The organism is uncultured Escherichia sp., from assembly GCF_948475835.1.
GTDB lineage: Bacteria > Pseudomonadota > Gammaproteobacteria > Enterobacterales > Enterobacteriaceae > ECMA0423.
Genome location: NZ_CAOLGM010000017.1, coordinates 21,896 through 48,404, shown reverse-complemented (window position 1 = coordinate 48,404; position 26,509 = coordinate 21,896). Strand labels below are relative to the sequence as shown.

Here is a 26,509-nt window from a genome sequence, read left to right as displayed (position 1 = left end):
GCGTGGGAGATCTACACAATAAGACTTAGTGACGTTAATCCAGAAATAAACCAGGACATCGAATTCCCTCAGAAACCTGAATAGTTATCTACAATTACGGCCTGTACTCATGATGGCGGTAAAATCCATGAGTACAGGCTGGTGTATGTCTGAATATATGCATTTCTGTTACAGGTTAGTTGATACAAAAGAATAACATGGATATTTACAAGTGATGAGGCCAGGGTTAAGGTTTGAAGCTATTGTGTAAAATTGCAATTCTTTTTCAATATCCGTAACGTAAAGCTTGTTCCATTTATCTCGCTTTTTTGTGTTATTTATCTCGCGCCGCATCAGCTGCAGCTGGCGCGTTGATCTACGTTGGCGTGTTGATGACCTCAAGTCTTGCTCGCGTGAACTGGCAGGATCTTACTGAATCTGTTCCGGCGTTTATTACCGCCGTGATGATGCCGTTCAGCTTTTCGATTACCGAAGGTATTGCGCTGGGCTTTATCTCCTACTGCGTGATGAAGATTGGTACCGGGCGTCTGCGTGACCTTAGCCCGTGCGTAATCATCGTTGCGCTGATGTTTATCCTGAAGATTGTATTTATCGACGCTCATTAAAATCGATAGCGCATTAAAAACCCGCCATGCATGATTACTGGCGGGTTTTTTATTTAGATCTTAACTCGCTGAATAAACTCACCAAATGCGGTCAATTGCCCGGTCAGGTGGTCCAGCGTACCCTGATCAATCACTTCTCCGGTTTGCGGATCAACTTTGTTCTGAATCACGCCGCCCATAAATTCCGGCTTGTTCATCACCATTGCATCGAGGAAAACCAGAATCTGGCGCAGGTGATACTGACAGCGCGCGCCGCCAATCACGCCCATTGAGCTGGTCTGAATCAACACCGGTTTACCTGCCAGCGGTTGATCCGGCAGGCGGGAAAGCCAGTCGATGGCATTTTTCAGCCCACCCGGTACCGAGTAGTTATATTCCGGCGTGACGATCACCACACCGTCAGCCTGACGGATCTGTTCCGCCAGAGCTTCAACCGTTGCTGGAAAACCGTCTTCCTGCTGTACGTCAGCGTCATACAGAGGAATGTCGGCAATGGAAGGTAACGCATTGACTTCCATGCTTGCCGGAGCAATTTTCGGCAGGGTACGTGCAACCATGCCATTAAATGAGCCTTTGCGCAGGCTCCCCAGTAACGTAACCACCTGCAATTTTTCAGACATAATGACTCCTGTGGTTGTCTATCAATTTGGCGAAAAAGCCTTCACGGTAGAGAGCTGGGCAAAACGCATCATCCGGCTGGTAGGATTGTTGGCGCGGCTGTGAATATCTGGCAGGCTTTTCCAGCTGTGTTTGCCATCTAACTCCCAGACACTGAGCTTTTCAATCGCGGGCGTGACCGCCACGGACCACACTAGCACGTCCTCCGCGTCGCATAACGCTTCTACATGATTTACATGAGCACATTTCAGGCGTCCGGCAATGGGCAGCAGCTGCAGATCGCGCGGATCGTCATTCAAAACATCACCGGTTAGTTTTAGCACGCTTCGGCGCAGCGTGATGAGCTGCGCCCGCGCTTCGTTAGGATCGTTTTGTTTACTGATCCATAGCGATTCATTGCTGGAAAAGGTGTGGTTATCGGGCGCGTGTGGGCTATGAAACCCGCGCGTCGCACGCTGTAGTTCCATATCGAGGCCACATTCACCTTCGGTTGTTAACGCCACGCCAACCATATTCCCGGCATAGGAAATAGAAAACGAAGGCAAATTTTTATCACTGAAAACCGGTTTACCTTTCGGCAGGGTGACGATTTCCGGCAATTCGCCAATGCCATACAGCATGAACATCAGTTCTGCGAGTAAACCTCTAGACGCCAGAAAACGGCTTTGACGATGAGGGGGAATGTTTCGGGCTTCTTGATGACACTGGGAGGGGAGACGAACAGAAATCAGATGTCCTTCCGTTAAAATCCCTCGGGCAAAGTGAGTCGCCATTTTTCGCTCCATGCTTAATGGTCCATTATGAATACAAGAGTAATCATTTACTGGAATGATGGACAGACTAAAGCGGCTAAAAGTTCGATTCAGACAAGCTTATTACAACTTTTTTACATTTTATTGTGAAATTGGGTCGCGTTTCATACGATTCGGTTATGCCATCGACGCGTAAAGGTTTTTAATGGTTTCCCGTAACCAGACGATCTTCGGATTATGGCTGTTCCGTTTATGCCACAGCAGGGTAAAAGGAACTTCCAGCTTTTTTTGCTGGCTTTCGTCAAACGGGAGAGGAAGAGCAACCAACGGCAGTTGATGGAGTTGATTGTAGTACTGACAGTAGCGCGGCGCGGTCGCCAGTAGCAGATTGTCGGGTTGCGCTGCCATAAACAGTGACTGCTCGAATTCCGGCAGGCTCATAGCAATCGTGCGTTCGCGCCCCAGCTCCTGTAACACATTGTCCAGCGCCCAGGTGTCGCTCTGTTCCCAGCAAATGCTGATATGCGGATAACGTAAAAAGGTGTCCAGATTCCACGTTTCATGCAGTGCCGGATGATCTTTGCGTAACCAGACGCAGGGTATATCACTAAACAGCACTTCATAATCAATGGCTAATGGTAGCGAGCTTAACAGCTCCCGCGAGCGAGGATGGCTTTCGCGACCGGAAAAACCAATATCCACTTCACCACGAGTAATGGCATCTAAGGAATCGTAATCCCAGTTACGTAGTTTGATGGTCGCCTGCGGGTAACGTTGGTAGATCCGTTTCGACAGCGCATTAAGCATGATCATCATCAGCGGCGATTCCGCCGCCAACTCAAACTTCAGGCCGCGCGGTGTCTGGTGGTGCGGTTTATCCAGCAGCAGATTGCTCATTTGCATCCATTCCGCCAGATTTTGCTCCATGCTGACCATTAGCGGTGTGGGCGACAGGCCCAGCGGTGAGTTCACAAAGAGCGGGTCGTCAAACCACGCTCTTAACTTTGCCAGCGACTTACTCACCGCTGAAGGGGTCACGTTCATCCGCTTCGCCGCTTTGGTCACGCTGCGCTCCTGCATCAGCAGTTGCAGACAGAGCAGCAGATTGAGATCAAGCGTGGTGATGGATTTCTTCATGAGCGGCAACGGGGCGTCCAGGCGCGACGAACATAATCAGCAACAGGCTCACTATGCTACAGGCAATCAGAATCCCGATCAGCATATTCCATGCGCCGATACCAACCACCGCTGCCAGCCAAATCCACAGTGACGAACCGCAAACCTGCGCAATACCTAAGGTCGAGCTGGCTACGCCCGCGCGTAATGAAAATGGTCCTAACGCCTGACTCATCGCTACGCCAAAACCTACCGAGAAACCGGCGCAAATCAGCGTGATACCAAACAGAGAAACCGCATGGGAAGGTGAAACGGCAAGGGTGATCCCCGCTGCAAGGAATAACACCTGCGAGGTGATCATCAACGTACGTGGCTTAAAAATTCCCAGCGCAAATGGCGTGGAGAATGAAACGGTCATGCTGACGCCAGCAGTCAACGCCATAATGGTGGCGTATTCTCCGCGCTCAAAACCCATGATTTCCATCAGCAATACCGGCGATGTATTGACGAAAGTGAGGATCACCGAAACGCTGAGGGTGGTGATAACAACACGGCTGAGGAAAAACCGATTAAGCAGCGACTCGCTATTTTCTCGTGGTTTGTCCGAAGCAGCGGGGGACGCTGGGCGCGTTTCTTTTAAAATAAACAAAGACAACATCAGTACCGCGATGCCCATCATTGCCATCGCCCAGAACAGACTCTGCCACGGGAATTTAAGCATAATCAGATGTCCGAGCACTGGCGCTAACACCGGAATGATGCAGGTAATACCGTTGAGTAATGACAGCACTTTAGCCCGACGTCGATCATCCAGCGTGTCGCGCAAAATGGCGAACGCCACTACGTAACAACAGCCTGCGCCCAACCCCTGTAGAAATCGGCCTGCAAGAAATAACGTGCTGGTTTCAGCCAGTGAACAGAACACCGAGGCAATAATAAATAGCGCCGCGCCGGGTATGGCGACCGGCTTTCTCCCTGAACGATCGGCCACTTTACCGGCAAATAACATCGCAGCTGCCATCCCCGCCAGATATACGGAGAACGCAATATGCAACTGCGCTTCGCTGGCATTGAGATCGGCGGCGATGCGCGGTAAACCAACGAGGTACATATCAATCCCGGCGGGATAAAGTAAAACCAGGGCAAAACTACAAATTAAAAAGCGGGACATGGGCTAAAGCGTCCTGATAGTAAGGTGACGCAAAGCATACGTGGTGAAGGAGAATCAGGCGAGTTGCCATTTGGACAAAAGAGATTTCCTGACAGGAAAGAAGCCAGCGAAATGGCTGGCTTCTTGAAGGGATCAGCCAAATTTAGGTAACACGTTAAAGACGTTACCGATCCAGCATAAAATTACGGTTATGCCAAAGAGAATGACAATCGCCGGAATAAGATTGCCGCCCCAGACTGTGAACATCTGATTGGGAAACTTCTTGCGAGCTTTGATTGCCAGCACCGCGGGGATAATGACCGCCCAGATGGTGGCGCACAGCCCGGCACCGCCGATCCCGTAAATAAAACCGTTCGGGAAGATCAGATACAACAACGCAGGTGGCAGGAAGGTTAACAACACGGTTTTGAAACGCCCGCCGTGGGAGTTATCAATCTTAAACAGATCCGCCAGATAATCGAACAACCCCAGCGTGACACCAAAGAACGAACTGGCAACAGCTAAGTTAGAGAACACCAGCAGGCAAAACTCGATAATGCCGTGCTGTTTGGTGCCGAGGAACGATTTCACCAGCGAATCAACGTTGCCGCCTGAGGAGATTATCGCCTTAAAGCTTTCGCGCGGAATATTCCCCATCGTGCAATAGAGCCAGAAGAGATAAATCACCAGCGCCAGCAGCGAACCGAAGACCACGCTTTTGATTAACTTATCTTTGCGTTTGCCATAGCAAATAATCAGGCTGGGAATATTGCCGTGGAAACCAAATGACGCCAGACACACCGGCAAAGCCATAAAGATATACGGGAAGTAAGACGTTCCCGCAGTGGAACTGGTGGCGTCGCGCAGAATGGAGTAATCGACCTGGAAGAAGAAAGAACCAAACACAATCACAAAGGAGATAATCTTCAGCCCGAGGAACAATGAGGTAATACGACTGGCGGCTAACGAGCTTATCCACAATACGCTGGCAACGAAAATGGCTGTGCAGATCCCGACAATACGTGGATTAGCATGATAACCCAAATTCATTGATATCGTTTCACTAATGATCGCACCATTAGCAGAGATATAGGCATAAGTGAGGATATAGAGAACGAAGGCAACGGTAATACCGCTGATAATGTTCCAGGTGTTACCGATTAAATCTTTGGTGATGGTGTTAAAACTGGAGCCGACGGGATAATTTAAATTTGCTTCTAATAACAATAACCCGGAATGAAGCATTGAAAACCAGGCAATGATAAGGATAAAGGCACCCCAGAAAAACCAGGCACCGGCAAGATCAACAGGTAAAGCAAACATACCTCCACCAATTACTGTACCTGCTATAACCATAACACCCCAAAATGCAGAGTGCTTTTTTTCAGCTTGATCAGTCATGATGCCACCTTTAGAGGAAGGCTATTTTTGTTATTGAGGATGTAGGGTAAGAGAGTGGCTAACATCCTTATAGCCACTCTGTAGTATTAATTAAACTTCTTTCAGTTTTGCGGTGAAGTGACGCAATACTTTCGGTTCGTAGGTAAAGGTTAACCCTTTAATATTCGCCGCATTCTCTTTCACATGTTTGAAGGCTTCAATAATGAAGTCCATATGTGTTTGAGTATATGTTGCACGCGGAATGGTTAAACGCAGCAGTTCAGCCGGGCATGGCAGTTGTTTACCGGTTTTCGGATCGCGGCCTAACAGGAAAGAGCCAATTTCTACCGCACGGATACCGGCGACTTTATACAACTCGCAGGCCAGCGCCTGTGCCGGGAACTGGTCTGCCGGGATATGCGGCAGCAGTTTACCGGCATCAACGAATGCCGCGTGACCGCCCGCCTGCTGGCAGACAACGCCAATCTCTTCCAGACCATCGACCAGATACTGCACCTGCGCGATACGATAAGCCAGCCAGTCCAGATTCATGCCGTCATACAGACCTACGGCCAGACGCTCCATCGCGCCGCCTTCCAGGCCGCCATATGTCGGGAAGCCTTCCTGCACTACGCAAAGGGTTCTGCACTCGGTGTACACATCAAAGAAGCTGTCGTCTTTCATGCACAGCAGGCCGCCCATCGGCACCATCGCATCTTTCTTGGCGGACATCGCCAGCATATCGGCATATTTGTAGGTTTCGCGGGTGATCTGCTCGATGGTCCAGTCTTTATATTCTGCTTCACGCTGCTTGATAAAATAGGCGTTTTCGGCAAAGCGAGCGGAGTCCATTACCACCGGAATATCGTATTTCTTCGCGATGCTGTACATCGCTTTTAAGTTTGCCAGTGAAACCGGCTGACCACCTGCAGAGTTACTGGTGATGGTCGCAACGATATACGGCACGTTATTCGGGCCAACTTCTTCAATACCGCGTTCTAATCCCTCAAGGTCAAAGTTACCTTTAAAGTCGTAACGCACGCCAGTATCGAAGGCTTCTTTGATATAGACGTTACGCACGGTACAGCCGTTAATCTGGCTATGGCCCTGCGTGGTATCAAAGAAATAGTTAGAGAATGCCACCATTTTGCTGCGATCCAGGCCTTTTTCCTGCTCGCGTTTTTTAATCAGTACCGGAATATAGATTTGCTCTGCGCCACGGCCCTGGTGAGTCGGAATAGTATATTGATAACCAAAGATATTTTTCACTGACTCGGCTAACGCATAGTAGCTGCGGCTGCCGCTGTAGGCTTCGTCGCCGCGCATCATCGCTGCCTGCATACTTTGGGTTACCGCCCCGGTGCCGCTGTCGGTCAGTAAATCGATAAACACATCTTCGCTATCCAGCAGGAACGGGTTCATACCGGATTTAATAATTGCTTCTTCACGATAAGCGCGAGTAGTACGTTTTACTGGCTCAATAACACGAATGCGGAACGGTTCAGGGAGATGTTTAAAGTTTTCCATTACATAATCCTTCATTTATTTTAATTACAGTGATCCCTGTGAATATTACATCTGCAATATCCATTAATTCGCCATGTATATATACAAGCACCATCATTTACTAAAATAAGTAAATAAACGAGAGATGGCCTTTGCAAAAGGCAAAATTAAGATATAGCAAACTAATCGTTCACATTGAATCTAATCGGTTTGGCTCTGGTGATGGCTACAGAAGGGTAAATTAAGGGCGGTGATCGACAATCTTATTGTCGATATTGAACCATTTTGAGGTCACACATATATGTAAGATATTCATAATGCACTTATCCTCGAAAGACACGAGGCTACAGTATAATACTCAAGAATTTTGTCTATTCTAAAATTGTTTAAATGTGAATCGAATCACAATCGTTCGGGGAGCAATACTAAATGCTTTTTTTTAAGATTATAAATTACGTAAGAATTTTAATGTTAAAAAAAAGGGTTGAGGAATAACAGGAGTGCTAACAATGAAGCGAAGCCGCATCTGACAGTCAGAATACGGCTTCGTAAGCGCGGTTACTTACCAATACAGAAGCTGGAGAAAATCCGCCCCAGCAGGTCGTCTGAAGTAAATTCCCCGGTGATTTCGCTTAAGTTCTGCTGTGCCAGGCGCAACTCTTCCGCCAGCAGTTCACCCGCCCAGGCACCTAACAGTTGCGCTTTACCTTGCTGCAAATGCTCCGCTGCCTGTTCCAGCGCCTGTAGGTGGCGACGACGCGCCAGGAAGCCGCCTTCCATGTTGGTGTCAAAGCCCATGCTCTGTTTGAGATGGTTACGCAGCACCTCCACGCCTTCACCTGTCCTTGCCGAGAGACGAATTAACGCGTGACCGTTCACTTCACTCATTCCCAGCGTTTCGCCGGTGATATCGGCTTTATTGCGCACCACGGTGATCGGCAGTTTCGCTGGCAGACGGGCGATAAATTCCGGCCAGATCTCTGCCGGATCCACGGCGTCTGTTGTGGTGCCATCGACCATAAACAGCACGCGGTCGGCCTGTTCAATTTCCTGCCACGCGCGCTCGATACCAATACGTTCCACTTCGTCACTGGCTTCACGTAGCCCAGCGGTATCGATGATATGCAGCGGCATTCCGTCAATGTGGATATGCTCACGCAGCACGTCACGTGTGGTTCCGGCGATATCAGTTACGATTGCTGCTTCACGGCCCGCCAGCGCGTTTAACAGGCTCGATTTACCGGCGTTAGGACGTCCGGCAATCACCACCTTCATCCCTTCGCGCAACAAACTACCCTGACGTGCTTCAGCACGCACTGCATCGAGATCGGCAATCACGTCATTAAGCTGGGCTTCAATTTTGCCGTCGGAGAGGAAATCGATCTCTTCATCAGGGAAATCAATTGCCGCTTCGACGTAAATGCGCAAGTGGGTGAGGGCTTCCACCAGATGGTTGACCCGTGCGGAGAATGCGCCTTGCAGCGAGTTAAGTGCCGAACGGGCCGCCTGTTCCGAACTGGCGTCGATAAGATCGGCAATCGCCTCGGCCTGGGCTAAGTCGAGTTTATCGTTAAGAAACGCGCGTTCGGAAAACTCACCAGGGCGAGCAATCCGCAGGCCGGGAATGGTCAGAATGCGTTTTAACAGCAGGTCGAGGATCACCGGACCGCCATGACCTTGCAGTTCCAGCACATCTTCGCCGGTGAACGAGTTCGGGCCAGGGAACCATAGCGCAATCCCCTGATCGAGCACGCTGCCGTCGGCGTCTTTAAACGGAAGATAATCGGCGTAGCGCGGCTTAGGTAGTTTACCCAGCACGGTTTCGGCAACTTCACGGGCTTTGAAGCCGGAGATGCGCAGGATGCCAACGCCGCCACGTCCCGGAGGCGTGGCCTGGGCTACGATAGTGTCATTATCGCTCATGATGTTCCTGTTGCTTTGTGTGGCGGATGCGCGGTGCTTATCCGCCCTACGAAAAGAAAAAAGGCGGTCAACTGACCGCCCTTATTTTAGCGAAAACTCACCGAATCAGGATTTTTTCTTCTCGCGGCTATGCAGGCCACGTTTTTCCAGACCACGGTAAATCAGCTGCTGCTGAATAATGGTTACCAGGTTGCTGACGATATAGTACAGCACCAGACCTGACGGGAACCACAGGAAGAACACGGTGAAGATGACCGGCATAAAGGTCATGATCTTCTGCTGCATCGGGTCGGTCACTGTGGTCGGCGACATCTTCTGAATGAAGAACATCGTTACGCCCATCAGGATCGGCAGGATGTAGTACGGGTCCTGTGCCGACAGGTCGTGGATCCACAGTGCAAACGGTGCCTGACGCAGTTCAACGGAACCCATCAGCATGTAGTACAACGCCAGGAAGATTGGCATCTGGATCAGCAGCGGGAAGCAGCCGCCCAGCGGGTTAACCTTCTCAGCTTTGTACAGCGCCATCATTTCCTGGCTGATACGCTGTTTGTCATCACCCAGACGCTCACGCATTGCCTGAATCTTCGGCTGCAGCATACGCATCTTCGCCATGGAGGTGTACTGCGCTTTGGTCAGCGGGTACATGATGCCACGAACGATAAAGGTGATGATGATAATGGAGAAGCCCCAGTTACCCACAAAGCTATGGATCCATTTCAGCAGTTTGAACAGCGGCTGAGAGATGAACCACAACCAACCGTAATCAACGGTCAGATCCAGGTGCGGAGCAACAGCTGCCATTTTGTCCTGGATTTCCGGGCCAACCCACAGGGTGCTGTTCATCGCGCCAGTCTGACCAGGCTGAACCAGTACCGGCTGAGATTTATAGCCGATAGCGGCGATGCCGTTACCCAGATTAGCGGTATAGAAGTTGTTGGTACCGTCGTTATGCGGGATCCACGCCGTCGCGAAATACTGTTGCAGCATTGCCACCCAACCACCTTTCGAAGAGATGTTCAGGTTTTCGTTATCGGCAATGGTATCGAACTTGTATTTCTCGTACTTCTCGTCAGGCGTGGAGTACGCCGCGCCGCGGAAGGTGTGCAGTGCGAAGTTGCTGCTTCCGGTATCGAGATGCGGTGGCAGAGTGATGGATTGCTTCAACTGACCAAAGGTGGAGATTTCCAGCGGTTTCTCGCCAGCGTTCTGCACGTTGTAGTTGACGTTGACAGCGTAATCACCACGTTTCAGGACAAACGTTTTGGTAAACGTGTTGCCTGCCGCGTCGGTATACGTCATCGGCACCTGCAGTTCGTTTTGACCTTCAGCCAGCACATAAGCGTCTTTTTCAACGTTATACAGCGGACGCGGGCCGTTAGCCGGGTTATCCGGGCCATCACGACCGGTCAGACCGCTCTGTGCCTGATAAATAAACTGCGGTGAAGTTTCCAGCAGCTGGAACGGCTGGGTAGAGTTCAGCTCTTTCGGGTAAGCAGGCAGCAGAGCTTGCTCAACATCACCACCACGGGTGTTGATGGTCAGATCAAGCACGTCGGTCTTAACCGAGATCAGTTTCCCCTGGCCACTGGCCGGTACGCCCTGGTCGGCGGCGCTACCCGCTGCGGTGGTCGTTGTCTGCGTGGTCTGTTGGGCCTGAGGTTGCGGGTTTTTATCCTGCTCCCAGGCTTGCCAGATCATGAAAGACACGAACAGCAAAGCGATGACTAAAAGATTGCGTTGCGAATCCATCGTTAGTGTTCTCTGGTATCAAATGGTCCGGGCGGGACGGGATCGTCACCACCAGGGTGTAAAGGGTGGCATTTTAATACGCGTTTCACCGTCAACCAACTGCCTTTTATCACTCCAAACCTGCGCAATGCCTCAATTCCGTAGCTTGAACAGGTTGGAGTGAAACGACAATGCGGCCCGAGTAGCGGACTAATCAGGCGTTGATAGACCCGAATGAGGGCTATCAGGACCCGCGAGCCAGGCGACAGTGGCGGCGCCATAATTTTTCCAACGCTTCCGAGAGAGCACGGTTATCGAGGTCGGCAACCCCTTTTTTCGCCACCACCACGAAATCCATAGCCGGGAGTTCATGTTGGCGCAGACGGAAGCTTTCACGCGTCAGACGTTTAATCCGATTGCGTTCATGGGCGCGTCGAACGTTTTTCTTGGCGACTGTAAGACCGATACGGGGATGCCCCAGCGAATTCAGGCGGCCGAGAATGGTAATTTGCGGCGTGCCAGCCCGTTGTGGCTGCTGGAAGACGAATGTGAATTGACTGGGAGTTAACAAGCGTAACTCCCTGGGAAATGCGAGCTTAACCACTCAGGGGTTAGCTTTATTACTTAGAAACGGTCAGACGAGCGCGGCCTTTAGCACGACGACGTGCCAGAACCTGACGACCATTTTTAGTAGCCATACGAGCACGGAAGCCGTGAGAACGGTTGCGCTTCAGTACAGACGGTTGAAAAGTGCGTTTCATGGCGATTTCTACCTAAACTTGAATAAATTCAATGGCTTTATTGGATATCCGCCGAAAAATGAAACGATGGACACCGAAGCCATGGGTGATTAAAGAGGCCGGATTGTAATAATTGTACACTCCGGAGTCAATTCTCTTTCCTTATTTACCGCGCTTTTCCGCACCTTTTCGCAGGGAAAATGTACGACCTCACACCAGTGGAAACCAGCATGGCGCGCCGGGTGGAGGATTATACGGGCTGATGGGTAAAGCGCAAGGATCGTCCTGGATCTTTATTAGATCGATTAAGCCAATTTTTGTCTATGGTCATTAAATTTTCCAATATGCGGCGTAAATCGTGCCCGCCTCGCGGCAGGATCGTTTACACTTAGCGAGTTCTGGAAAGTCCTGTGGATAAATCGGGAAAATCTGTGAGAAACAGAAGATCTCTTGCGCAGTTTAGGCTATGATCCGCGGTCCCGATCGTTTTGCAGGATCTTGATCGGGCATATAACCGCAGACAGCGGTTCGTGCGTCACCCTCAAGCAGGGTCTTTTCGACGTACGTCAACAATCATGAATGTTTCAGCCTTAGTCATTATCGACTTTTGTTCGAGTGGAGTCCGCCGTGTCACTTTCGCTTTGGCAGCAGTGTCTTGCCCGATTGCAGGATGAGTTACCAGCCACAGAATTCAGTATGTGGATACGCCCATTGCAGGCGGAACTGAGCGATAACACGCTGGCCCTGTACGCGCCAAACCGTTTTGTCCTCGATTGGGTACGGGACAAGTACCTTAATAATATCAATGGACTGCTAACCAGTTTCTGCGGAGCGGATGCCCCACAGCTGCGTTTTGAAGTCGGCACCAAACCGGTGACGCAAACGCCACAAGCGGCAGTGACGAGCAACGTCGCGGCCCCTGCACAGGTGGCGCAAACGCAGCCGCAACGTGCTGCGCCTTCTACGCGCTCAGGTTGGGATAACGTCCCGGCCCCGGCAGAACCGACCTATCGTTCTAACGTAAACGTCAAACACACGTTTGATAACTTCGTCGAAGGTAAATCTAACCAACTGGCGCGCGCGGCGGCTCGCCAGGTGGCAGATAACCCTGGCGGTGCCTATAACCCGTTGTTCCTTTATGGCGGCACGGGTCTGGGTAAAACTCACCTGCTGCATGCGGTGGGTAACGGCATTATGGCGCGCAAGCCGAATGCCAAAGTGGTTTATATGCACTCCGAGCGCTTTGTTCAGGACATGGTTAAAGCCCTGCAAAACAACGCGATCGAAGAGTTTAAACGCTACTACCGTTCCGTAGATGCACTGCTGATCGACGATATTCAGTTTTTTGCTAATAAAGAACGATCTCAGGAAGAGTTTTTCCACACCTTCAACGCCCTGCTGGAAGGTAATCAACAGATCATTCTCACCTCGGATCGCTATCCGAAAGAGATCAACGGTGTTGAGGATCGTTTGAAATCCCGCTTCGGCTGGGGGCTGACTGTGGCGATCGAACCGCCAGAGTTAGAAACCCGCGTGGCGATCCTGATGAAAAAGGCCGACGAAAATGACATTCGTTTGCCAGGCGAAGTGGCGTTCTTTATCGCCAAGCGTCTACGATCTAACGTACGTGAGCTGGAAGGGGCGCTGAACCGCGTTATTGCTAACGCCAACTTTACCGGACGGGCGATCACCATCGACTTCGTGCGTGAGGCGCTGCGCGACTTGCTGGCATTGCAGGAAAAACTGGTCACCATCGACAATATTCAGAAGACGGTGGCGGAGTACTACAAGATCAAAGTCGCGGATCTCCTTTCTAAGCGTCGATCCCGCTCGGTGGCGCGTCCGCGCCAGATGGCGATGGCGCTGGCGAAAGAGCTGACTAACCACAGTCTGCCGGAGATTGGCGATGCGTTTGGTGGTCGTGACCACACGACGGTGCTTCATGCTTGCCGGAAGATCGAGCAGCTGCGTGAAGAGAGCCACGATATCAAAGAAGATTTTTCAAATTTAATCAGAACATTGTCATCGTAAACCTATGAAATTTACCGTAGAACGTGAGCATTTATTAAAACCGCTACAACAGGTGAGCGGTCCGTTAGGTGGTCGTCCTACGCTACCGATTCTCGGTAATCTGCTGTTACAGGTTGCTGACGGTACGTTGTCGCTGACCGGTACTGATCTCGAGATGGAAATGGTGGCACGCGTTGCGCTGGTTCAGCCACACGAGCCAGGAGCGACGACCGTTCCGGCGCGCAAATTCTTTGATATCTGCCGTGGTCTGCCTGAAGGCGCGGAAATTGCCGTGCAGCTGGAAGGTGAGCGGATGCTGGTGCGCTCCGGGCGTAGCCGTTTTTCGCTGTCTACCCTGCCAGCGGCGGATTTCCCGAACCTCGATGACTGGCAGAGTGAAGTCGAATTTACCCTGCCGCAGGCGACGATGAAGCGTCTGATTGAAGCGACCCAGTTTTCTATGGCGCATCAGGACGTTCGCTATTACTTAAACGGTATGCTGTTTGAAACCGAAGGTGAAGAACTGCGCACCGTGGCGACCGACGGCCACCGTCTGGCGGTCTGTTCAATGCCAATTGGTCAATCTTTGCCAAGCCATTCGGTGATCGTGCCGCGTAAAGGCGTGATTGAACTGATGCGTATGCTCGACGGCGGCGATAATCCGCTGCGTGTGCAGATTGGCAGCAACAATATTCGCGCCCACGTTGGCGACTTTATCTTCACCTCTAAACTGGTGGATGGTCGCTTCCCGGATTACCGCCGCGTTCTGCCGAAGAATCCGGACAAGCATCTGGAAGCAGGCTGCGATCTCCTCAAGCAGGCGTTTGCTCGCGCGGCAATTCTCTCTAACGAGAAATTCCGCGGTGTGCGCCTTTATGTCAGCGAAAACCAGCTGAAAATCACCGCCAACAACCCGGAACAGGAAGAAGCGGAAGAGATCCTCGACGTTACCTATAGCGGTGCGGAGATGGAAATCGGCTTCAACGTCAGCTATGTGCTGGATGTCCTGAACGCGCTGAAATGTGAAAACGTCCGCATGATGCTGACCGATTCGGTTTCCAGCGTGCAGATTGAAGATGCCGCATCACAGTCGGCTGCCTATGTTGTCATGCCAATGAGACTGTAATGTCCCTCACCCGCTTGTTGATCCGCGATTTCCGCAACATTGAAACCGCGGATCTCGCTTTATCTCCCGGCTTTAACTTTCTGGTAGGTGCCAACGGCAGTGGCAAAACCAGCGTGCTGGAAGCCATCTATACGCTCGGCCATGGTCGGGCGTTTCGCAGTTTGCAGATTGGTCGCGTCATTCGCCATGAGCAGGAGGCGTTTGTTCTCCATGGGCGATTACAGGGCGAAGAGCGCGAGACGGCGATTGGCTTAACCAAAGACAAACAGGGCGACAGCAAAGTCCGTATTGACGGTACTGACGGGCATAAGGTTGCGGAGTTGGCGCACCTGATGCCGATGCAGCTGATAACGCCTGAAGGGTTTACTTTACTCAACGGCGGCCCCAAATACAGAAGAGCATTCCTCGACTGGGGATGCTTTCACAACGAACCCGGATTTTTCACCGCCTGGAGCAATCTCAAGCGATTGCTCAAGCAGCGCAATGCGGCGCTGCGCCAGGTGACACGTTACGAACAGCTACGCCCGTGGGATAAAGAACTGATCCCGCTGGCGGAGCAAATCAGCACCTGGCGCGCGGAGTATAGCGCCGGTATCGCGGCCGATATGGCTGATACCTGTAAGCAATTTCTCCCTGAGTTTTCTCTGACTTTCTCTTTCCAGCGCGGCTGGGAGAAAGAGACAGAATATGCTGAGGTGCTGGAACGTAATTTTGAACGCGATCGCCAGCTAACCTACACCGCGCATGGCCCGCATAAAGCGGACTTACGCATTCGCGCCGACGGTGCGCCGGTGGAAGATACCTTATCGCGTGGGCAGCTTAAGCTGTTGATGTGCGCCTTACGTCTGGCGCAAGGAGAGTTCCTCACCCGTGAAAGCGGGCGGCGGTGTCTCTACCTGATAGATGATTTTGCCTCTGAGCTTGATGATGAGCGTCGCGGGCTGCTTGCCAGCCGCTTAAAAGCGACGCAATCACAGGTCTTTGTCAGCGCGATCAGTGCTGAACACGTTATAGACATGTCGGACGAAAATTCGAAGATGTTTACCGTGGAAAAGGGTAAAATAACGGATTAACCCAAGTATAAATGAGCGAGAAACGTTGATGTCGAATTCTTATGACTCCTCCAGTATCAAAGTCCTGAAAGGGCTGGATGCGGTGCGTAAGCGCCCGGGTATGTATATCGGCGACACGGATGACGGCACCGGTCTGCACCACATGGTATTCGAGGTGGTAGATAACGCTATCGACGAAGCGCTCGCGGGTCACTGTAAAGAAATTATCGTCACCATTCACGCCGATAACTCTGTCTCCGTACAGGATGATGGGCGCGGCATTCCGACCGGTATTCACCCGGAAGAGGGCGTATCGGCGGCGGAAGTGATCATGACCGTTCTGCACGCAGGCGGTAAATTTGACGATAACTCCTATAAAGTGTCCGGCGGTCTGCACGGCGTTGGTGTTTCGGTTGTAAACGCCCTGTCGCAAAAACTGGAGCTGGTTATCCAGCGCGAGGGTAAAATTCACCGTCAGATCTACGAACACGGTGTACCGCAGGCTCCGCTGGCGGTTACCGGCGAGACTGAAAAAACCGGCACCATGGTGCGTTTCTGGCCCAGCCTCGAAACCTTCACCAATGTGACCGAGTTCGAATATGAAATTCTGGCGAAACGTCTGCGTGAGTTGTCGTTCCTCAACTCCGGCGTTTCCATTCGTCTGCGCGACAAGCGTGACGGCAAAGAAGACCACTTCCACTATGAAGGCGGCATCAAGGCGTTCGTTGAATATCTGAACAAGAACAAAACGCCGATCCACCCGAATATCTTCTACTTCTCCACCGAAAAAGACGGTATTGGCGTCGAAGTGGCGTTGCAGTGGAACGATGGCTTCCAGGAAAACATCTACTGCTTTACCAACAACATTCCGCAGCGTGACGGCGGTACTCACCTGGCAGGCTTCCGTGCGGCGATGACCCGTACCCTGAACGCCTACATGGACAAAGAAGGCTACAGCAAAAAAGCCAAAGTTAGCGCCACCGGTGACGATGCGCGTGAAGGCCTGATTGCGGTCGTTTCCGTGAAAGTGCCGGACCCGAAATTCTCCTCCCAGACCAAAGACAAACTGGTTTCTTCTGAGGTGAAATCAGCGGTTGAACAGCAGATGAACGAACTGCTGGCAGAATACCTGCTGGAAAACCCAACCGACGCGAAAATCGTGGTTGGCAAAATTATCGATGCTGCCCGTGCCCGTGAAGCGGCGCGTCGCGCGCGTGAAATGACCCGCCGTAAAGGTGCGCTCGACTTAGCGGGCCTGCCGGGCAAACTGGCAGACTGCCAGGAACGCGATCCGGCGCTTTCCGAACTGTACCTGGTGGAAGGGGACTCCGCGGGCGGCTCTGCGAAGCAGGGGCGTAACCGCAAGAACCAGGCGATTCTGCCGCTGAAGGGTAAAATCCTCAACGTCGAGAAAGCGCGCTTCGATAAGATGCTCTCTTCTCAGGAAGTGGCGACGCTTATCACCGCGCTTGGCTGTGGTATCGGTCGTGACGAGTACAACCCGGACAAACTGCGTTATCACAGCATCATCATCATGACCGATGCGGACGTCGACGGCTCGCACATTCGTACGCTGCTGTTGACCTTCTTCTATCGTCAGATGCCGGAAATCGTTGAACGCGGTCACGTCTACATCGCTCAGCCGCCGCTGTACAAAGTGAAGAAAGGCAAGCAGGAACAGTACATTAAAGACGACGAAGCGATGGATCAGTACCAGATCTCTATCGCGCTGGATGGCGCAACGCTGCACACCAACGCCAGCGCACCGGCATTGGCTGGCGAAGCGTTAGAGAAATTGGTGTCTGAGTACAACGCGACGCAGAAAATGATCAACCGCATGGAGCGTCGTTATCCGAAAGCAATGCTGAAAGAGCTTATCTATCAGCCGACGCTGACGGAAGCCGACCTCTCTGATGAGCAGACCGTTACCCGCTGGGTGAACGCGCTGGTCAGCGAACTGAACGACAAAGAACAGCACGGCAGCCAGTGGAAGTTTGATGTCCACACCAATGCCGAACAAAACCTGTTCGAGCCGATTGTTCGCGTGCGTACCCACGGTGTGGATACTGACTATCCGCTGGATCACGAGTTTATCACCGGTGGCGAATATCGTCGTATCTGCACGCTGGGTGAGAAACTGCGTGGCTTGCTGGAAGAAGATGCGTTTATCGAACGTGGCGAGCGTCGTCAGCCGGTAGCCAGCTTCGAGCAGGCGCTGGACTGGCTGGTGAAAGAGTCCCGTCGCGGCCTCTCCATCCAGCGTTATAAAGGTCTGGGCGAGATGAACCCGGAACAGCTGTGGGAAACCACCATGGACCCGGAAAGCCGTCGTATGCTGCGCGTTACCGTTAAGGATGCGATTGCCGCTGACCAGTTGTTCACCACGCTGATGGGCGACGCCGTTGAACCGCGCCGTGCGTTTATTGAAGAGAACGCCCTGAAAGCGGCGAATATCGATATTTAATGGCGTTAACCATGCGAGCGTGCCTGATGCGCTACGCTTATCAGGCCTACGAGAATCTTGCAATGTATTGAATTTTCATGATTTTGTAGGCCGGATAAGGCGTTCACGCCGCATCCGGCAAGAAGCTATAAAAAAAGGGCGGAGATCATCTCCGCCCTTTTTATTTCTGCAATCCGCAATTATCATCCCGCAGATCTATACTTTTTGGGTCAACACGTAACGCTTTACAGGTGATTATCATGGGGCTTTTTGATGAAGTTGTCGGTGCCTTTCTGAAAGGCGATGCGGGGAAATATCAGGCGATTTTAAGTTGGGTTGAGGAGCAGGGCGGCATTCAGGTGCTGCTGGAAAAACTGCAAAGTGGCGGCTTAGGTGCCATTCTCTCAACCTGGTTGAGTAATCAACAGGGCAACCAACCAGTTAGCGGCGAGCAACTGGAATCAGCACTCGGCACAAATGCGGTGTCCGATCTCGGGCAAAAACTTGGCGTGGATACCAGTACAGCTTCCAGTTTACTGGCAGAGCAATTGCCGAAGATTATTGATGCGCTCTCACCGCAAGGTGAAGTGTCACCACAAGCCAATAACGATCTGCTTTCCGCAGGTATGGAACTGCTGAAAGGGAAACTCTTCCGCTAAGCAAATGGGGAGCATGCAACCCGCGTTGCATCCCCCTTTTCCCTCGGGTGTTGTACTGATTTTTGAGCGGAATCGCGTTAGCATGGGTCAGGAACTAATCTACCTGGGGAACTCATGGCTATCAAACTCATTGCTATCGATATGGATGGCACCCTTCTGCTGCCCGATCACACCATTTCACCCGCCGTTAAAAATGCGATTGCCGCAGCTCGCGCCCGTGGCGTGAATGTCGTGCTAACGACGGGTCGCCCGTATGCAGGTGTGCACAACTACCTGAAAGAGCTGCATATGGAACAGCCGGGCGACTACTGCATTACTTATAACGGCGCGCTGGTACAGAAGGCCGCTGATGGTAGCACCGTGGCGCAAACTGCTCTCAGCTATGACGACTATCGTTTCCTGGAAAAACTCTCTCGCGAAGTCGGTTCTCATTTCCACGCCCTGGACCGCACCACGCTGTACACCGCCAACCGTGATATCAGCTACTACACGGTGCATGAATCCTTCGTTGCCACCATTCCGCTGGTGTTCTGCGAAGCGGAGAAAATGGACCCCAATACCCAGTTCCTGAAAGTGATGATGATTGATGAACCCGCCATCCTCGACCAGGCTATCGCGCGTATTCCGCAGGAAGTGAAAGAGAAATATACCGTGCTGAAAAGTGCGCCGTACTTCCTCGAAATCCTCGATAAACGCGTTAACAAGGGTACGGGTGTGAAATCACTGGCCGACGTGTTAGGTATTAAACCGGAAGAAATCATGGCGATTGGCGATCAGGAAAACGACATCGCAATGATTGAATATGCAGGCGTCGGTGTGGCGATGGATAACGCTATTCCTTCGGTGAAAGAAGTGGCGAACTTTGTCACCAAATCCAACCTTGAAGATGGCGTGGCGTTTGCTATTGAGAAGTATGTGCTGAATTAATCAGTGGACGGGCAAACAGCATAAACGCGTTTGCCCGCTTACTGATTATTGGTTTACTGCATATACAACCAGAAATTGCAGCGGTGCAGTAATGATGTCCAGCGTAACAGTCACTGGCAGTAATGCTGCGGAAACACCATCCGGAATGCCTCTGGGTGAATAGTATTCATAAAATCGCACTTTAAATGGATGGTAGAACGCCATCACCTTTGAGTAATCCATGTTTTTATTTTTCTCATGGATTGTGCCTTTTAGGTTTTCCAGTGACCTGGTACAGTGTTGAACACCACAGGCAAAACCATAATGCGTTGCCAGTGCCTTTTCTTCTTCGTTATTCCAGTAGTAGTAAAGCGATATTGTGCCGGTAAATTTCTTTTTCCCCGCATTTAAAACAAATCTTGCGTCATCGGCAACCTGAATATTGTGCCGGTTAAGTGCTGGATCATTGAGCATCTTAACGATGTCATCGGCACCATCAGTGATAAGGTAATCCAGCGATTCCCCTACAAAAACATAGCCTTTTGTTCCATTACTATCTTTTGCCTGCGATAGCCCAGTGATGGTGTCTGACTGCGATTGATACTTTCCTGAACTACCCTTTGCGGTATGGGAAACCAGAGCATACGAGATACAGCCTGAAAGCATCAGCGCCAGTGGGAATAAACCGGCAGCCTTAAAAAATCCCTTAAAATTCAACTTCATGATTAATCCTTTAAACGAGTAGCTAAGCCGTTGAAAGCATACTCTTCTTTCCCTCCTGTTTAGCGCCTGATATCCCTTTTCAGATTTCTGCCCGACGCATGTCATTTTTTATGCATTGTTCTTTTTGTGATCTAAATTGTAGTACAACAATATAAGTTTGTACTACATTACGCACACGGCAAACGCGAACGTCATCACGCTGGTACTACAAAGTTGCCGCGTTATGCATCGATCGGGGTAAAGTAGAGAAGAACATACAGAGCACAAGGACTCTCCATGACTCTCAATAAAACCGATCGCATTGTCATTACGCTGGGTAAACAGATCGTTCACGGCAAATACGTACCTGGCTCGCCACTTCCGGCTGAGGCGGAGCTCTGTGAAGAGTTTGCAACCTCGCGCAACATCATCCGTGAGGTGTTCCGTTCGCTGATGGCGAAGCGGCTGATTGAAATGAAACGTTATCGCGGGGCGTTTGTGGCACCGCGTAACCAGTGGAATTACCTCGACACTGACGTACTGCAATGGGTGTTGGAAAACGACTACGACCCACGGCTTATCAGTGCCATGAGCGAAGTGCGAAATCTGGTGGAACCGGCGATTGCCCGTTGGGCAGCAGAGCGCGCGACTTCCAGCGATCTGGCGCAGATTGAATCGGCGCTGAACGAGATGATTGCCAACAATCAGGACCGCGAAGCGTTTAACGAAGCGGATATTCGCTACCACGAGGCGGTGCTGCAGTCGGTACATAACCCGGTGTTACAGCAACTTAGCATTGCGATCAGTTCGTTGCAGCGGGCGGTTTTTGAACGAACCTGGATGGGCGATGAGGCCAACATGCCGCAAACGCTCCAGGAACATAAGGCGCTGTTCGATGCAATACGGCATCAGGACGGCGATGCGGCAGAGCAGGCGGCGCTTACCATGATCGCCAGCTCGACACGAAGGTTAAAGGAAATCACATGACAGCTCGCTACATCGCAATTGACTGGGGATCGACCAATCTGCGCGCCTGGCTTTATCAGGGCGACCACTGCCTGGAGAGCAGGCAATCAGAAGCAGGCGTCACGCGCCTGAACGGAAAATCTCCGGCTGCGGTGTTAGCAGAAGTCACGACCGACTGGCGTGAAGAAAATACGCCAGTGGTGATGGCAGGAATGGTCGGCAGCAATGTCGGCTGGAAAGTTGCTCCGTATTTATCTGTTCCTGCCCGTTTTTCGTCTATTGGCGAACAATTAACGTCTGTTGGCGACAATATCTGGATTATTCCCGGATTATGCGTCTCTCATGACGATAACCACAATGTGATGCGCGGCGAAGAAACACAATTGATCGGCGCGCGAGCTCTGGCTCCTTCCTCTCTTTATGTTATGCCCGGTACGCATTGCAAATGGGTGCAGGCCGATAGCCAGCAAATCAACGATTTTCGCACCGTGATGACCGGTGAATTACATCATTTACTGTTAAATCACTCATTGATTGGCGCAGGTTTGCCGCCGCAGGAAAACTCTGCCGATGCCTTCGCGGCTGGCCTTGAGCGCGGCCTTAATGCGCCCGCCATATTGCCGCAGCTTTTTGAAGTTCGCGCCTCGCATGTGCTGGGAACACTTCCCCGCGAACAGGTCAGCGAATTTCTCTCTGGTTTGTTGATTGGCGCAGAGGTTGCCAGTATGCGCGACTATGTGACCCATCAACACGCCATCACCCTTGTCGCCGGAACATCGCTGACCGCGCGCTACCAGCAAGCCTTTCAGGCGATGGGTTGCGACGTGACGGCGGTGGCGGGCGACACGGCATTTCAGGCTGGTATAAGGAGCATCGCTCATGCAGTGGCAAACTAAACTTCCGCTGATCGCCATTTTGCGCGGCATTAAGCCCGACGAGGCGCTGGCGCATGTTGGCGCGGTGATTGACGCCGGGTTCGACGCGGTTGAAATCCCGCTGAATTCCCCACAATGGGAGCAAAGCATTCCCGCCATCGTTGATGCGTATGGCGACAAGGCGTTGATTGGCGCAGGTACGGTACTGAAACCTGAACAGGTCGATGCGCTCGCCAGGATGGGCTGTCAGCTCATCGTTACGCCCAATATCCATAGTGAAGTGATCCGCCGTGCGGTGGGCTACGGCATGACCGTCTGCCCCGGCTGCGCGACGGCGACCGAAGCCTTTACCGCGCTCGAAGCGGGCGCGCAGGCGCTGAAAATATTTCCGTCATCGGCTTTTGGTCCGCAATACATCAAAGCGTTAAAAGCGGTATTGCCATCGGACATCGCAGTCTTTGCCGTTGGCGGCGTGACGCCAGAAAACCTGGCGCAGTGGATAGACGCAGGTTGTGCTGGGGCGGGCTTAGGCAGCGATCTCTATCGCGCCGGGCAGTCCGTAGAACGCACCGCGCAGCAGGCAGCAGCATTTGTTAAGGCGTATCGAGAGGCAGTGCAATGAAAATCACCAAAATTACCACGTATCGTTTACCTCCCCGCTGGATGTTCCTGAAAATTGAAACCGATGAAGGCGTGGTCGGTTGGGGCGAGCCCGTGATTGAAGGCCGCGCCCGTACGGTGGAAGCGGCAGTTCACGAGCTGGGTGACTATTTGATTGGTCAGGATCCTTCGCGCATCAATGACTTATGGCAAGTGATGTATCGCGCCGGATTTTATCGTGGCGGTCCAATCCTGATGAGCGCCATTGCCGGGATCGACCAGGCGTTATGGGATATCAAAGGCAAAGTGCTGAATGCGCCGGTCTGGCAACTGATGGGCGGCCTGGTTCGCGACAAAATTAAAGCCTACAGTTGGGTCGGCGGCGATCGTCCGGCGGATGTTATCGACGGCATTAAAACCCTGCGCGAAATCGGCTTCGATACCTTCAAACTGAACGGTTGTGAAGAACTGGGGCTAATTGATAACTCCCGCGCGGTAGATGCGGCAGTCAACACCGTGGCACAAATTCGTGAAGCTTTTGGCAATCAGATTGAGTTTGGTCTTGATTTCCACGGTCGCGTCAGCGCGCCAATGGCGAAAGTGCTGATTAAAGAACTGGAGCCGTATCGCCCGCTGTTTATTGAAGAGCCGGTGCTGGCGGAACAAGCCGAATACTACCCGAAACTGGCGGCACAAACGCATATTCCACTGGCGGCGGGTGAGCGCATGTTCTCACGTTTCGATTTTAAACGCGTGCTGGAGGCAGGCGGTATTTCGATTCTGCAACCGGATCTCTCCCATGCAGGCGGTATTACCGAATGCTACAAAATTGCTGGAATGGCAGAAGCCTATGATGTGACCCTTGCGCCGCACTGTCCGCTCGGACCGATTGCACTGGCGGCTTGCCTGCATATCGACTTTGTTTCCTATAACGCGGTACTTCAGGAACAAAGTATGGGCATTCATTACAACAAAGGCGCGGAGTTACTCGACTTTGTGAAAAACAAAGAAGACTTCAGTATGGTTGGCGGCTTCTTTAAACCGTTAACGAAACCGGGCTTAGGTGTGGAAATCGACGAAGCTAAAGTTATTGAGTTCAGTAAAAATGCCCCGGACTGGCGTAATCCGCTCTGGCGTCATGAAGATAACAGCGTAGCAGAGTGGTAATTCCTGCCACGTAAGCCCCTCATCGGGCACTAAAACAGCAATACAAAAATATAACCCTCTGTAAATTACAGGGCATGGTGAGCGGCTTCGCTATGCCCAAAATCTGGAGAAAGCTCGCTATGGATATTCCCGTTAATGCAGCAAAGCCGGGGCGTCGGCGTTATCTGACGCTGGTGATGATCTTTATTACGGTGGTCATTTGTTATGTTGACCGCGCTAACCTGGCCGTGGCTTCCGCCCATATTCAGGAAGAGTTCGGCATTACGAAAGCGGAAATGGGCTATGTATTTTCGGCCTTCGCCTGGCTTTATACGCTATGCCAGATCCCCGGCGGTTGGTTTTTAGATCGCGTAGGTTCTCGCGTGACTTATTTTATTGCGATATTTGGTTGGTCAGTGGCGACTTTATTCCAGGGCTTTGCCACGGGATTAATGTCATTAATTGGTCTGCGTGCGATAACCGGTATTTTCGAAGCGCCCGCTTTCCCGACCAATAACCGGATGGTGACCAGCTGGTTCCCGGAACATGAACGCGCTTCCGCCGTTGGTTTTTATACGTCTGGTCAGTTTGTCGGTCTGGCGTTTTTGACTCCGCTGCTGATCTGGATTCAGGAGATGTTGAGCTGGCACTGGGTGTTCATTGTCACTGGTGGTATCGGCATTATCTGGTCGCTGATTTGGTTTAAGGTTTATCAGCCGCCGCGCCTGACCAAAGGTATCAGCAAAGCTGAACTGGATTACATTCGTGATGGCGGCGGTCTGGTGGATGGTGATGCGCCGGTGAAGAAAGAGGCGCGTCAGCCGTTAACAGCCAAAGACTGGAAACTGGTGTTCCATCGTAAACTGATCGGCGTTTATCTTGGGCAATTTGCGGTGGCTTCTACACTGTGGTTTTTCTTAACCTGGTTCCCGAACTATTTAACCCAGGAAAAAGGAATCACGGCGCTGAAAGCAGGCTTTATGACCACGGTGCCATTCCTCGCGGCGTTTGTCGGCGTCCTGCTCTCTGGCTGGGTCGCGGATCTGCTGGTACGTAAGGGCTTTTCACTGGGCTTTGCGCGTAAAACGCCGATTATCTGCGGCTTGCTGATCTCCACCTGCATTATGGGCGCTAACTACACCAACGATCCGATGATGATTATGTGCCTGATGGCGCTGGCATTCTTCGGCAACGGTTTTGCTTCGATTACCTGGTCGCTGGTCTCTTCTCTGGCACCGATGCGCCTGATTGGTTTAACCGGCGGCGTGTTTAACTTCGCCGGTGGTCTGGGCGGCATCACCGTTCCGCTGGTGGTGGGGTACCTGGCGCAGGGTTACGGTTTCGCACCTGCACTGGTTTATATCTCCGCCGTCGCGTTGATTGGCGCGCTCTCTTACATCCTGCTGGTGGGCGATGTGAAGCGCGTTGGCTAATCTTTCAACTGTGGAATATGCGCCATACCACTGCGCATAATCCACTTTCTTAAAGCCGGTGCGGTCAGGCATCGGCTTTTTACTATCTTGCCGAAGAGTTTTAAACGCAGTTTGCGGGTGGCGCGCCAGTAAGCGGTATTGAGCTTCTCTGGCTGCTTCAGTAACACCGCACGCAGAATGTCTGCGCTATCCAGCGCATAGCTAATCCCCTCCAGCGAACTGGCGCTGATAAATCCTGCCGCTTCGCCAATCAGAAAGGCGTTGTCCTTACCGCAGACAAAATCCTGCCAGCGTGAGGGAAACAGCACCGTGCATTTTTCGCTTTTCACCGCCTTACCAAACTGGAACTGAAAGGCGCTCATTTTCTCTTTCAGCGTCGTGAAACGCGTCTGACCGTCTTTCATTGGATAAGCACCGCCAAAGATAAAATAACCGTCTTTGCTGATACTCCATGAATAACAGTTAGTTATCGAATTATCAAAGATGCAGGAGTAGAACGGCACCGGATGTTTCTCTGCGAACCACTGCTGGATTGCGACATATTTACGGATTTGATGATCCGGGTAGAGATGTCGCCGCACCATCGAGTTGGCACCATCGGCACCGACCAGATAGCGGGCGGTAATATGCTGCTCCCAGCCGTCTGCACGAAAAATGACATGCCATTTATCATCCTCACGCCAGATTTTTCGGCACAGGCTATCGTGATAAACCTCAACGCTGGTGGGGATCAGCGATTTCATCCACAAGTCGAAAGCATGGCGATTAATATTGATATAGCTTCGCTGGTAGTTACGCGTGAGCGATGCGGCGACGTCGACAGTTTTGACGCTGAAAATCTGTGGATTGGCGATCACATCGACAGGAAGCGTCAGTCCATCGCGAATAAAAGATCGCTGCGCGTCCGGTGCCAGCAGACCGCCGCAAGGTTTGCTGAAACCTTCAGTACCACACTGGTGCTTTTTATCCAGCGCGATCACCTGCATTTTGCCTGCTAATTTTCGCGCCAACGCCGATCCTGCCGGGCCGAGGCCAATAATCGCCACGTCGAAATGTTCCATCTTTTCACT

26 protein-coding genes and 2 pseudogenes are annotated in these 26,509 nt (G+C 51.8%); 12 read left to right on the top strand and 16 right to left on the bottom strand.

Translation table 11 applies throughout. The features are described from left to right. Positions 1–335: 335 nt before the first annotated feature. Positions 336–605: pseudogene (locus tag QZF50_RS05770) on the top strand (NCS2 family permease); the annotation flags it as partial. A 53-nt stretch (positions 606–658) separates the two neighbouring features. On the opposite strand, the gene yieF reads toward QZF50_RS05770, so the two are convergent. The 13 genes from yieF to QZF50_RS05705 all read right to left on the bottom strand — a co-directional run bounded on the left by yieF (position 659) and on the right by QZF50_RS05705 (position 11,852). Next, positions 659–1,225 carry a class I chromate reductase YieF gene (gene yieF / locus QZF50_RS05765; RefSeq protein WP_001291261.1) on the bottom strand — a complete coding sequence of 189 codons (567 nt, stop codon included), beginning with the start codon at positions 1,223–1,225 and terminating at the stop codon, positions 659–661. 21 nt (positions 1,226–1,246) lie between these two features. After that, positions 1,247–1,996 (bottom strand): 4'-phosphopantetheinyl transferase superfamily protein, encoded by a 750-nt coding sequence (locus tag QZF50_RS05760; RefSeq protein WP_001472549.1) that lies wholly within the window; start codon positions 1,994–1,996, stop codon positions 1,247–1,249. Positions 1,997–2,152: 156 nt separating this feature from the next. Then, entirely contained in the window at positions 2,153–3,112 is a 960-nt protein-coding gene (gene yidZ / locus QZF50_RS05755) for an HTH-type transcriptional regulator YidZ (protein WP_001472548.1), read from the bottom strand. Beyond that, a complete protein-coding gene (gene mdtL, locus QZF50_RS05750) occupies positions 3,087–4,262 on the bottom strand; it encodes a multidrug efflux MFS transporter MdtL (RefSeq protein ID WP_000085987.1) in 1,176 nt (391 codons plus the stop codon). Before mdtL ends, yidZ begins: the two co-directional genes overlap by 26 nt. Positions 4,263–4,394: 132 nt before the next feature. Continuing rightward, on the bottom strand, positions 4,395–5,642 hold the full coding sequence (gene tnaB / locus QZF50_RS05745) for a low affinity tryptophan permease TnaB (RefSeq protein WP_023569030.1): 1,248 nt from the start codon (positions 5,640–5,642) through the stop codon (positions 4,395–4,397). A gap of 90 nt (positions 5,643–5,732) precedes the next feature. Then, a complete protein-coding gene (gene tnaA / locus QZF50_RS05740; RefSeq protein WP_001295247.1) occupies positions 5,733–7,148 on the bottom strand; it encodes a tryptophanase in 1,416 nt (471 codons plus the stop codon). Positions 7,149–7,368: 220 nt separating this feature from the next. Next, positions 7,369–7,443, bottom strand: coding sequence for a tryptophanase leader peptide (gene tnaC, locus QZF50_RS05735; protein WP_001364348.1), 75 nt, complete (start codon positions 7,441–7,443; stop codon positions 7,369–7,371). Positions 7,444–7,685: 242 nt separating this feature from the next. Further along, positions 7,686–9,050: a tRNA uridine-5-carboxymethylaminomethyl(34) synthesis GTPase MnmE gene (gene mnmE, locus QZF50_RS05730; protein WP_001282347.1), complete on the bottom strand. Its 1,365-nt coding sequence runs from the start codon at positions 9,048–9,050 to the stop codon at positions 7,686–7,688. Positions 9,051–9,155: 105 nt separating this feature from the next. Then, the gene (yidC, locus tag QZF50_RS05725; RefSeq protein WP_000378258.1) at positions 9,156–10,802 is read right to left on the bottom strand and encodes a membrane protein insertase YidC; all 1,647 of its coding nucleotides are present in this window, start codon (positions 10,800–10,802) and stop codon (positions 9,156–9,158) included. A gap of 2 nt (positions 10,803–10,804) precedes the next feature. Continuing rightward, complete coding sequence (yidD, locus tag QZF50_RS05720; RefSeq protein ID WP_001307474.1) at positions 10,805–11,062, bottom strand: membrane protein insertion efficiency factor YidD; 258 nt, start codon at positions 11,060–11,062, stop codon at positions 10,805–10,807. Beyond that, positions 11,026–11,385, bottom strand: coding sequence for a ribonuclease P protein component (gene rnpA, locus QZF50_RS05715; protein ID WP_000239730.1), 360 nt, complete (start codon positions 11,383–11,385; stop codon positions 11,026–11,028). Before rnpA ends, yidD begins: the two co-directional genes overlap by 37 nt. Positions 11,386–11,401: 16 nt before the next feature. Then, positions 11,402–11,542 (bottom strand): 50S ribosomal protein L34, encoded by a 141-nt coding sequence (rpmH, locus tag QZF50_RS05710; RefSeq protein ID WP_000831330.1) that lies wholly within the window; start codon positions 11,540–11,542, stop codon positions 11,402–11,404. Between the two features lie 229 nt (positions 11,543–11,771). Continuing rightward, a complete protein-coding gene (locus QZF50_RS05705) occupies positions 11,772–11,852 on the bottom strand; it encodes a protein YsdD (protein WP_120795392.1) in 81 nt (26 codons plus the stop codon). Positions 11,853–12,148: 296 nt separating this feature from the next. On the opposite strand from QZF50_RS05705, the gene dnaA reads away from it, so the two are divergent. The 4 genes from dnaA to gyrB are packed head-to-tail and all read left to right on the top strand — an operon-like array spanning position 12,149 to position 18,173. After that, positions 12,149–13,552, top strand: coding sequence for a chromosomal replication initiator protein DnaA (gene dnaA / locus QZF50_RS05700; protein ID WP_000059111.1), 1,404 nt, complete (start codon positions 12,149–12,151; stop codon positions 13,550–13,552). Positions 13,553–13,556: 4 nt separating this feature from the next. Continuing rightward, a complete protein-coding gene (gene dnaN / locus QZF50_RS05695) occupies positions 13,557–14,657 on the top strand; it encodes a DNA polymerase III subunit beta (RefSeq protein ID WP_000673464.1) in 1,101 nt (366 codons plus the stop codon). After that, positions 14,657–15,730, top strand: coding sequence for a DNA replication/repair protein RecF (recF, locus tag QZF50_RS05690; RefSeq protein ID WP_000060112.1), 1,074 nt, complete (start codon positions 14,657–14,659; stop codon positions 15,728–15,730). The genes dnaN and recF overlap by 1 nt, the downstream gene beginning before the upstream one ends. 28 nt (positions 15,731–15,758) lie before the next feature. Further along, positions 15,759–18,173 carry a DNA topoisomerase (ATP-hydrolyzing) subunit B gene (gene gyrB, locus QZF50_RS05685; RefSeq protein WP_000072067.1) on the top strand — a complete coding sequence of 805 codons (2,415 nt, stop codon included), beginning with the start codon at positions 15,759–15,761 and terminating at the stop codon, positions 18,171–18,173. 23 nt (positions 18,174–18,196) lie between these two features. Here gyrB and QZF50_RS05680 read toward each other — a convergent pair. Further along, a pseudogene (locus QZF50_RS05680) lies at positions 18,197–18,295 on the bottom strand (hypothetical protein); the annotation flags it as partial. Between the two features lie 117 nt (positions 18,296–18,412). On the opposite strand from QZF50_RS05680, the gene QZF50_RS05675 reads away from it, so the two are divergent. Together QZF50_RS05675 and yidA are read left to right on the top strand one after the other, a co-directional pair. Further along, positions 18,413–18,811, top strand: a complete 399-nt coding sequence (locus QZF50_RS05675; protein WP_000522200.1) for a YidB family protein — start codon at positions 18,413–18,415, stop codon at positions 18,809–18,811. 114 nt (positions 18,812–18,925) lie between these two features. Beyond that, positions 18,926–19,738 (top strand): sugar-phosphatase, encoded by an 813-nt coding sequence (yidA, locus tag QZF50_RS05670; protein ID WP_000985549.1) that lies wholly within the window; start codon positions 18,926–18,928, stop codon positions 19,736–19,738. Between the two features lie 45 nt (positions 19,739–19,783). Here the strand turns inward: yidA and yidX are convergent, their stop codons facing one another. Continuing rightward, a complete protein-coding gene (gene yidX, locus QZF50_RS05665; protein WP_000772934.1) occupies positions 19,784–20,440 on the bottom strand; it encodes a protein YidX in 657 nt (218 codons plus the stop codon). Between the two features lie 276 nt (positions 20,441–20,716). On the opposite strand from yidX, the gene dgoR reads away from it, so the two are divergent. The 5 genes from dgoR (at position 20,717) to QZF50_RS05640 (ending at position 25,439) form a co-directional block, all read left to right on the top strand. Beyond that, on the top strand, positions 20,717–21,406 hold the full coding sequence (gene dgoR, locus QZF50_RS05660; protein ID WP_000174305.1) for a D-galactonate utilization transcriptional regulator DgoR: 690 nt from the start codon (positions 20,717–20,719) through the stop codon (positions 21,404–21,406). Beyond that, a complete protein-coding gene (gene dgoK, locus QZF50_RS05655; protein WP_000127105.1) occupies positions 21,403–22,281 on the top strand; it encodes a 2-dehydro-3-deoxygalactonokinase in 879 nt (292 codons plus the stop codon). The genes dgoR and dgoK overlap by 4 nt, the downstream gene beginning before the upstream one ends. After that, positions 22,265–22,882 (top strand): 2-dehydro-3-deoxy-6-phosphogalactonate aldolase, encoded by a 618-nt coding sequence (dgoA, locus tag QZF50_RS05650; RefSeq protein ID WP_001198699.1) that lies wholly within the window; start codon positions 22,265–22,267, stop codon positions 22,880–22,882. Before dgoK ends, dgoA begins: the two co-directional genes overlap by 17 nt. Next, positions 22,879–24,027 (top strand): galactonate dehydratase, encoded by a 1,149-nt coding sequence (gene dgoD / locus QZF50_RS05645; RefSeq protein WP_000705001.1) that lies wholly within the window; start codon positions 22,879–22,881, stop codon positions 24,025–24,027. Before dgoA ends, dgoD begins: the two co-directional genes overlap by 4 nt. Positions 24,028–24,101: 74 nt before the next feature. Continuing rightward, entirely contained in the window at positions 24,102–25,439 is a 1,338-nt protein-coding gene (locus tag QZF50_RS05640) for an MFS transporter (RefSeq protein ID WP_000253455.1), read from the top strand. On the opposite strand, the gene cbrA is transcribed toward QZF50_RS05640, so the two are convergent. Then, positions 25,436–26,500: a colicin M resistance lipid reductase CbrA gene (gene cbrA / locus QZF50_RS05635; protein WP_001298958.1), complete on the bottom strand. Its 1,065-nt coding sequence runs from the start codon at positions 26,498–26,500 to the stop codon at positions 25,436–25,438. The two genes, QZF50_RS05640 and cbrA, sit on opposite strands and share 4 nt — an antisense overlap. Between the last annotated feature and the right edge of the window lie 9 nt (positions 26,501–26,509).

Excerpts from the sequence above, each read along its gene's own strand:
- yieF (WP_001291261.1), bottom strand. The coding sequence starts at position 1,225 with ATGTCTGAAAAATTGCAGGTGGTTACGTTACTGGGGAGCCTGCGCAAA.
- QZF50_RS05760 (WP_001472549.1), bottom strand. The coding sequence starts at position 1,996 with ATGGCGACTCACTTTGCCCGAGGGATTTTAACGGAAGGACATCTGATT.
- yidZ (WP_001472548.1), bottom strand. The coding sequence starts at position 3,112 with ATGAAGAAATCCATCACCACGCTTGATCTCAATCTGCTGCTCTGTCTG.
- mdtL (WP_000085987.1), bottom strand. The coding sequence starts at position 4,262 with ATGTCCCGCTTTTTAATTTGTAGTTTTGCCCTGGTTTTACTTTATCCC.
- tnaB (WP_023569030.1), bottom strand. The coding sequence starts at position 5,642 with ATGACTGATCAAGCTGAAAAAAAGCACTCTGCATTTTGGGGTGTTATG.
- tnaA (WP_001295247.1), bottom strand. The coding sequence starts at position 7,148 with ATGGAAAACTTTAAACATCTCCCTGAACCGTTCCGCATTCGTGTTATT.
- mnmE (WP_001282347.1), bottom strand. The coding sequence starts at position 9,050 with ATGAGCGATAATGACACTATCGTAGCCCAGGCCACGCCTCCGGGACGT.
- yidC (WP_000378258.1), bottom strand. The coding sequence starts at position 10,802 with ATGGATTCGCAACGCAATCTTTTAGTCATCGCTTTGCTGTTCGTGTCT.
- yidD (WP_001307474.1), bottom strand. The coding sequence starts at position 11,062 with ATGGCGCCGCCACTGTCGCCTGGCTCGCGGGTCCTGATAGCCCTCATT.
- rpmH (WP_000831330.1), bottom strand. The coding sequence starts at position 11,542 with ATGAAACGCACTTTTCAACCGTCTGTACTGAAGCGCAACCGTTCTCAC.
- QZF50_RS05705 (WP_120795392.1), bottom strand. The coding sequence starts at position 11,852 with ATGACCATAGACAAAAATTGGCTTAATCGATCTAATAAAGATCCAGGA.
- dnaN (WP_000673464.1), top strand. The coding sequence starts at position 13,557 with ATGAAATTTACCGTAGAACGTGAGCATTTATTAAAACCGCTACAACAG.
- recF (WP_000060112.1), top strand. The coding sequence starts at position 14,657 with ATGTCCCTCACCCGCTTGTTGATCCGCGATTTCCGCAACATTGAAACC.
- gyrB (WP_000072067.1), top strand. The coding sequence starts at position 15,759 with ATGTCGAATTCTTATGACTCCTCCAGTATCAAAGTCCTGAAAGGGCTG.
- QZF50_RS05675 (WP_000522200.1), top strand. The coding sequence starts at position 18,413 with ATGGGGCTTTTTGATGAAGTTGTCGGTGCCTTTCTGAAAGGCGATGCG.
- yidA (WP_000985549.1), top strand. The coding sequence starts at position 18,926 with ATGGCTATCAAACTCATTGCTATCGATATGGATGGCACCCTTCTGCTG.
- yidX (WP_000772934.1), bottom strand. The coding sequence starts at position 20,440 with ATGAAGTTGAATTTTAAGGGATTTTTTAAGGCTGCCGGTTTATTCCCA.
- dgoR (WP_000174305.1), top strand. The coding sequence starts at position 20,717 with ATGACTCTCAATAAAACCGATCGCATTGTCATTACGCTGGGTAAACAG.
- dgoK (WP_000127105.1), top strand. The coding sequence starts at position 21,403 with ATGACAGCTCGCTACATCGCAATTGACTGGGGATCGACCAATCTGCGC.
- dgoA (WP_001198699.1), top strand. The coding sequence starts at position 22,265 with ATGCAGTGGCAAACTAAACTTCCGCTGATCGCCATTTTGCGCGGCATT.
- dgoD (WP_000705001.1), top strand. The coding sequence starts at position 22,879 with ATGAAAATCACCAAAATTACCACGTATCGTTTACCTCCCCGCTGGATG.
- QZF50_RS05640 (WP_000253455.1), top strand. The coding sequence starts at position 24,102 with ATGGTGAGCGGCTTCGCTATGCCCAAAATCTGGAGAAAGCTCGCTATG.
- cbrA (WP_001298958.1), bottom strand. The coding sequence starts at position 26,500 with ATGGAACATTTCGACGTGGCGATTATTGGCCTCGGCCCGGCAGGATCG.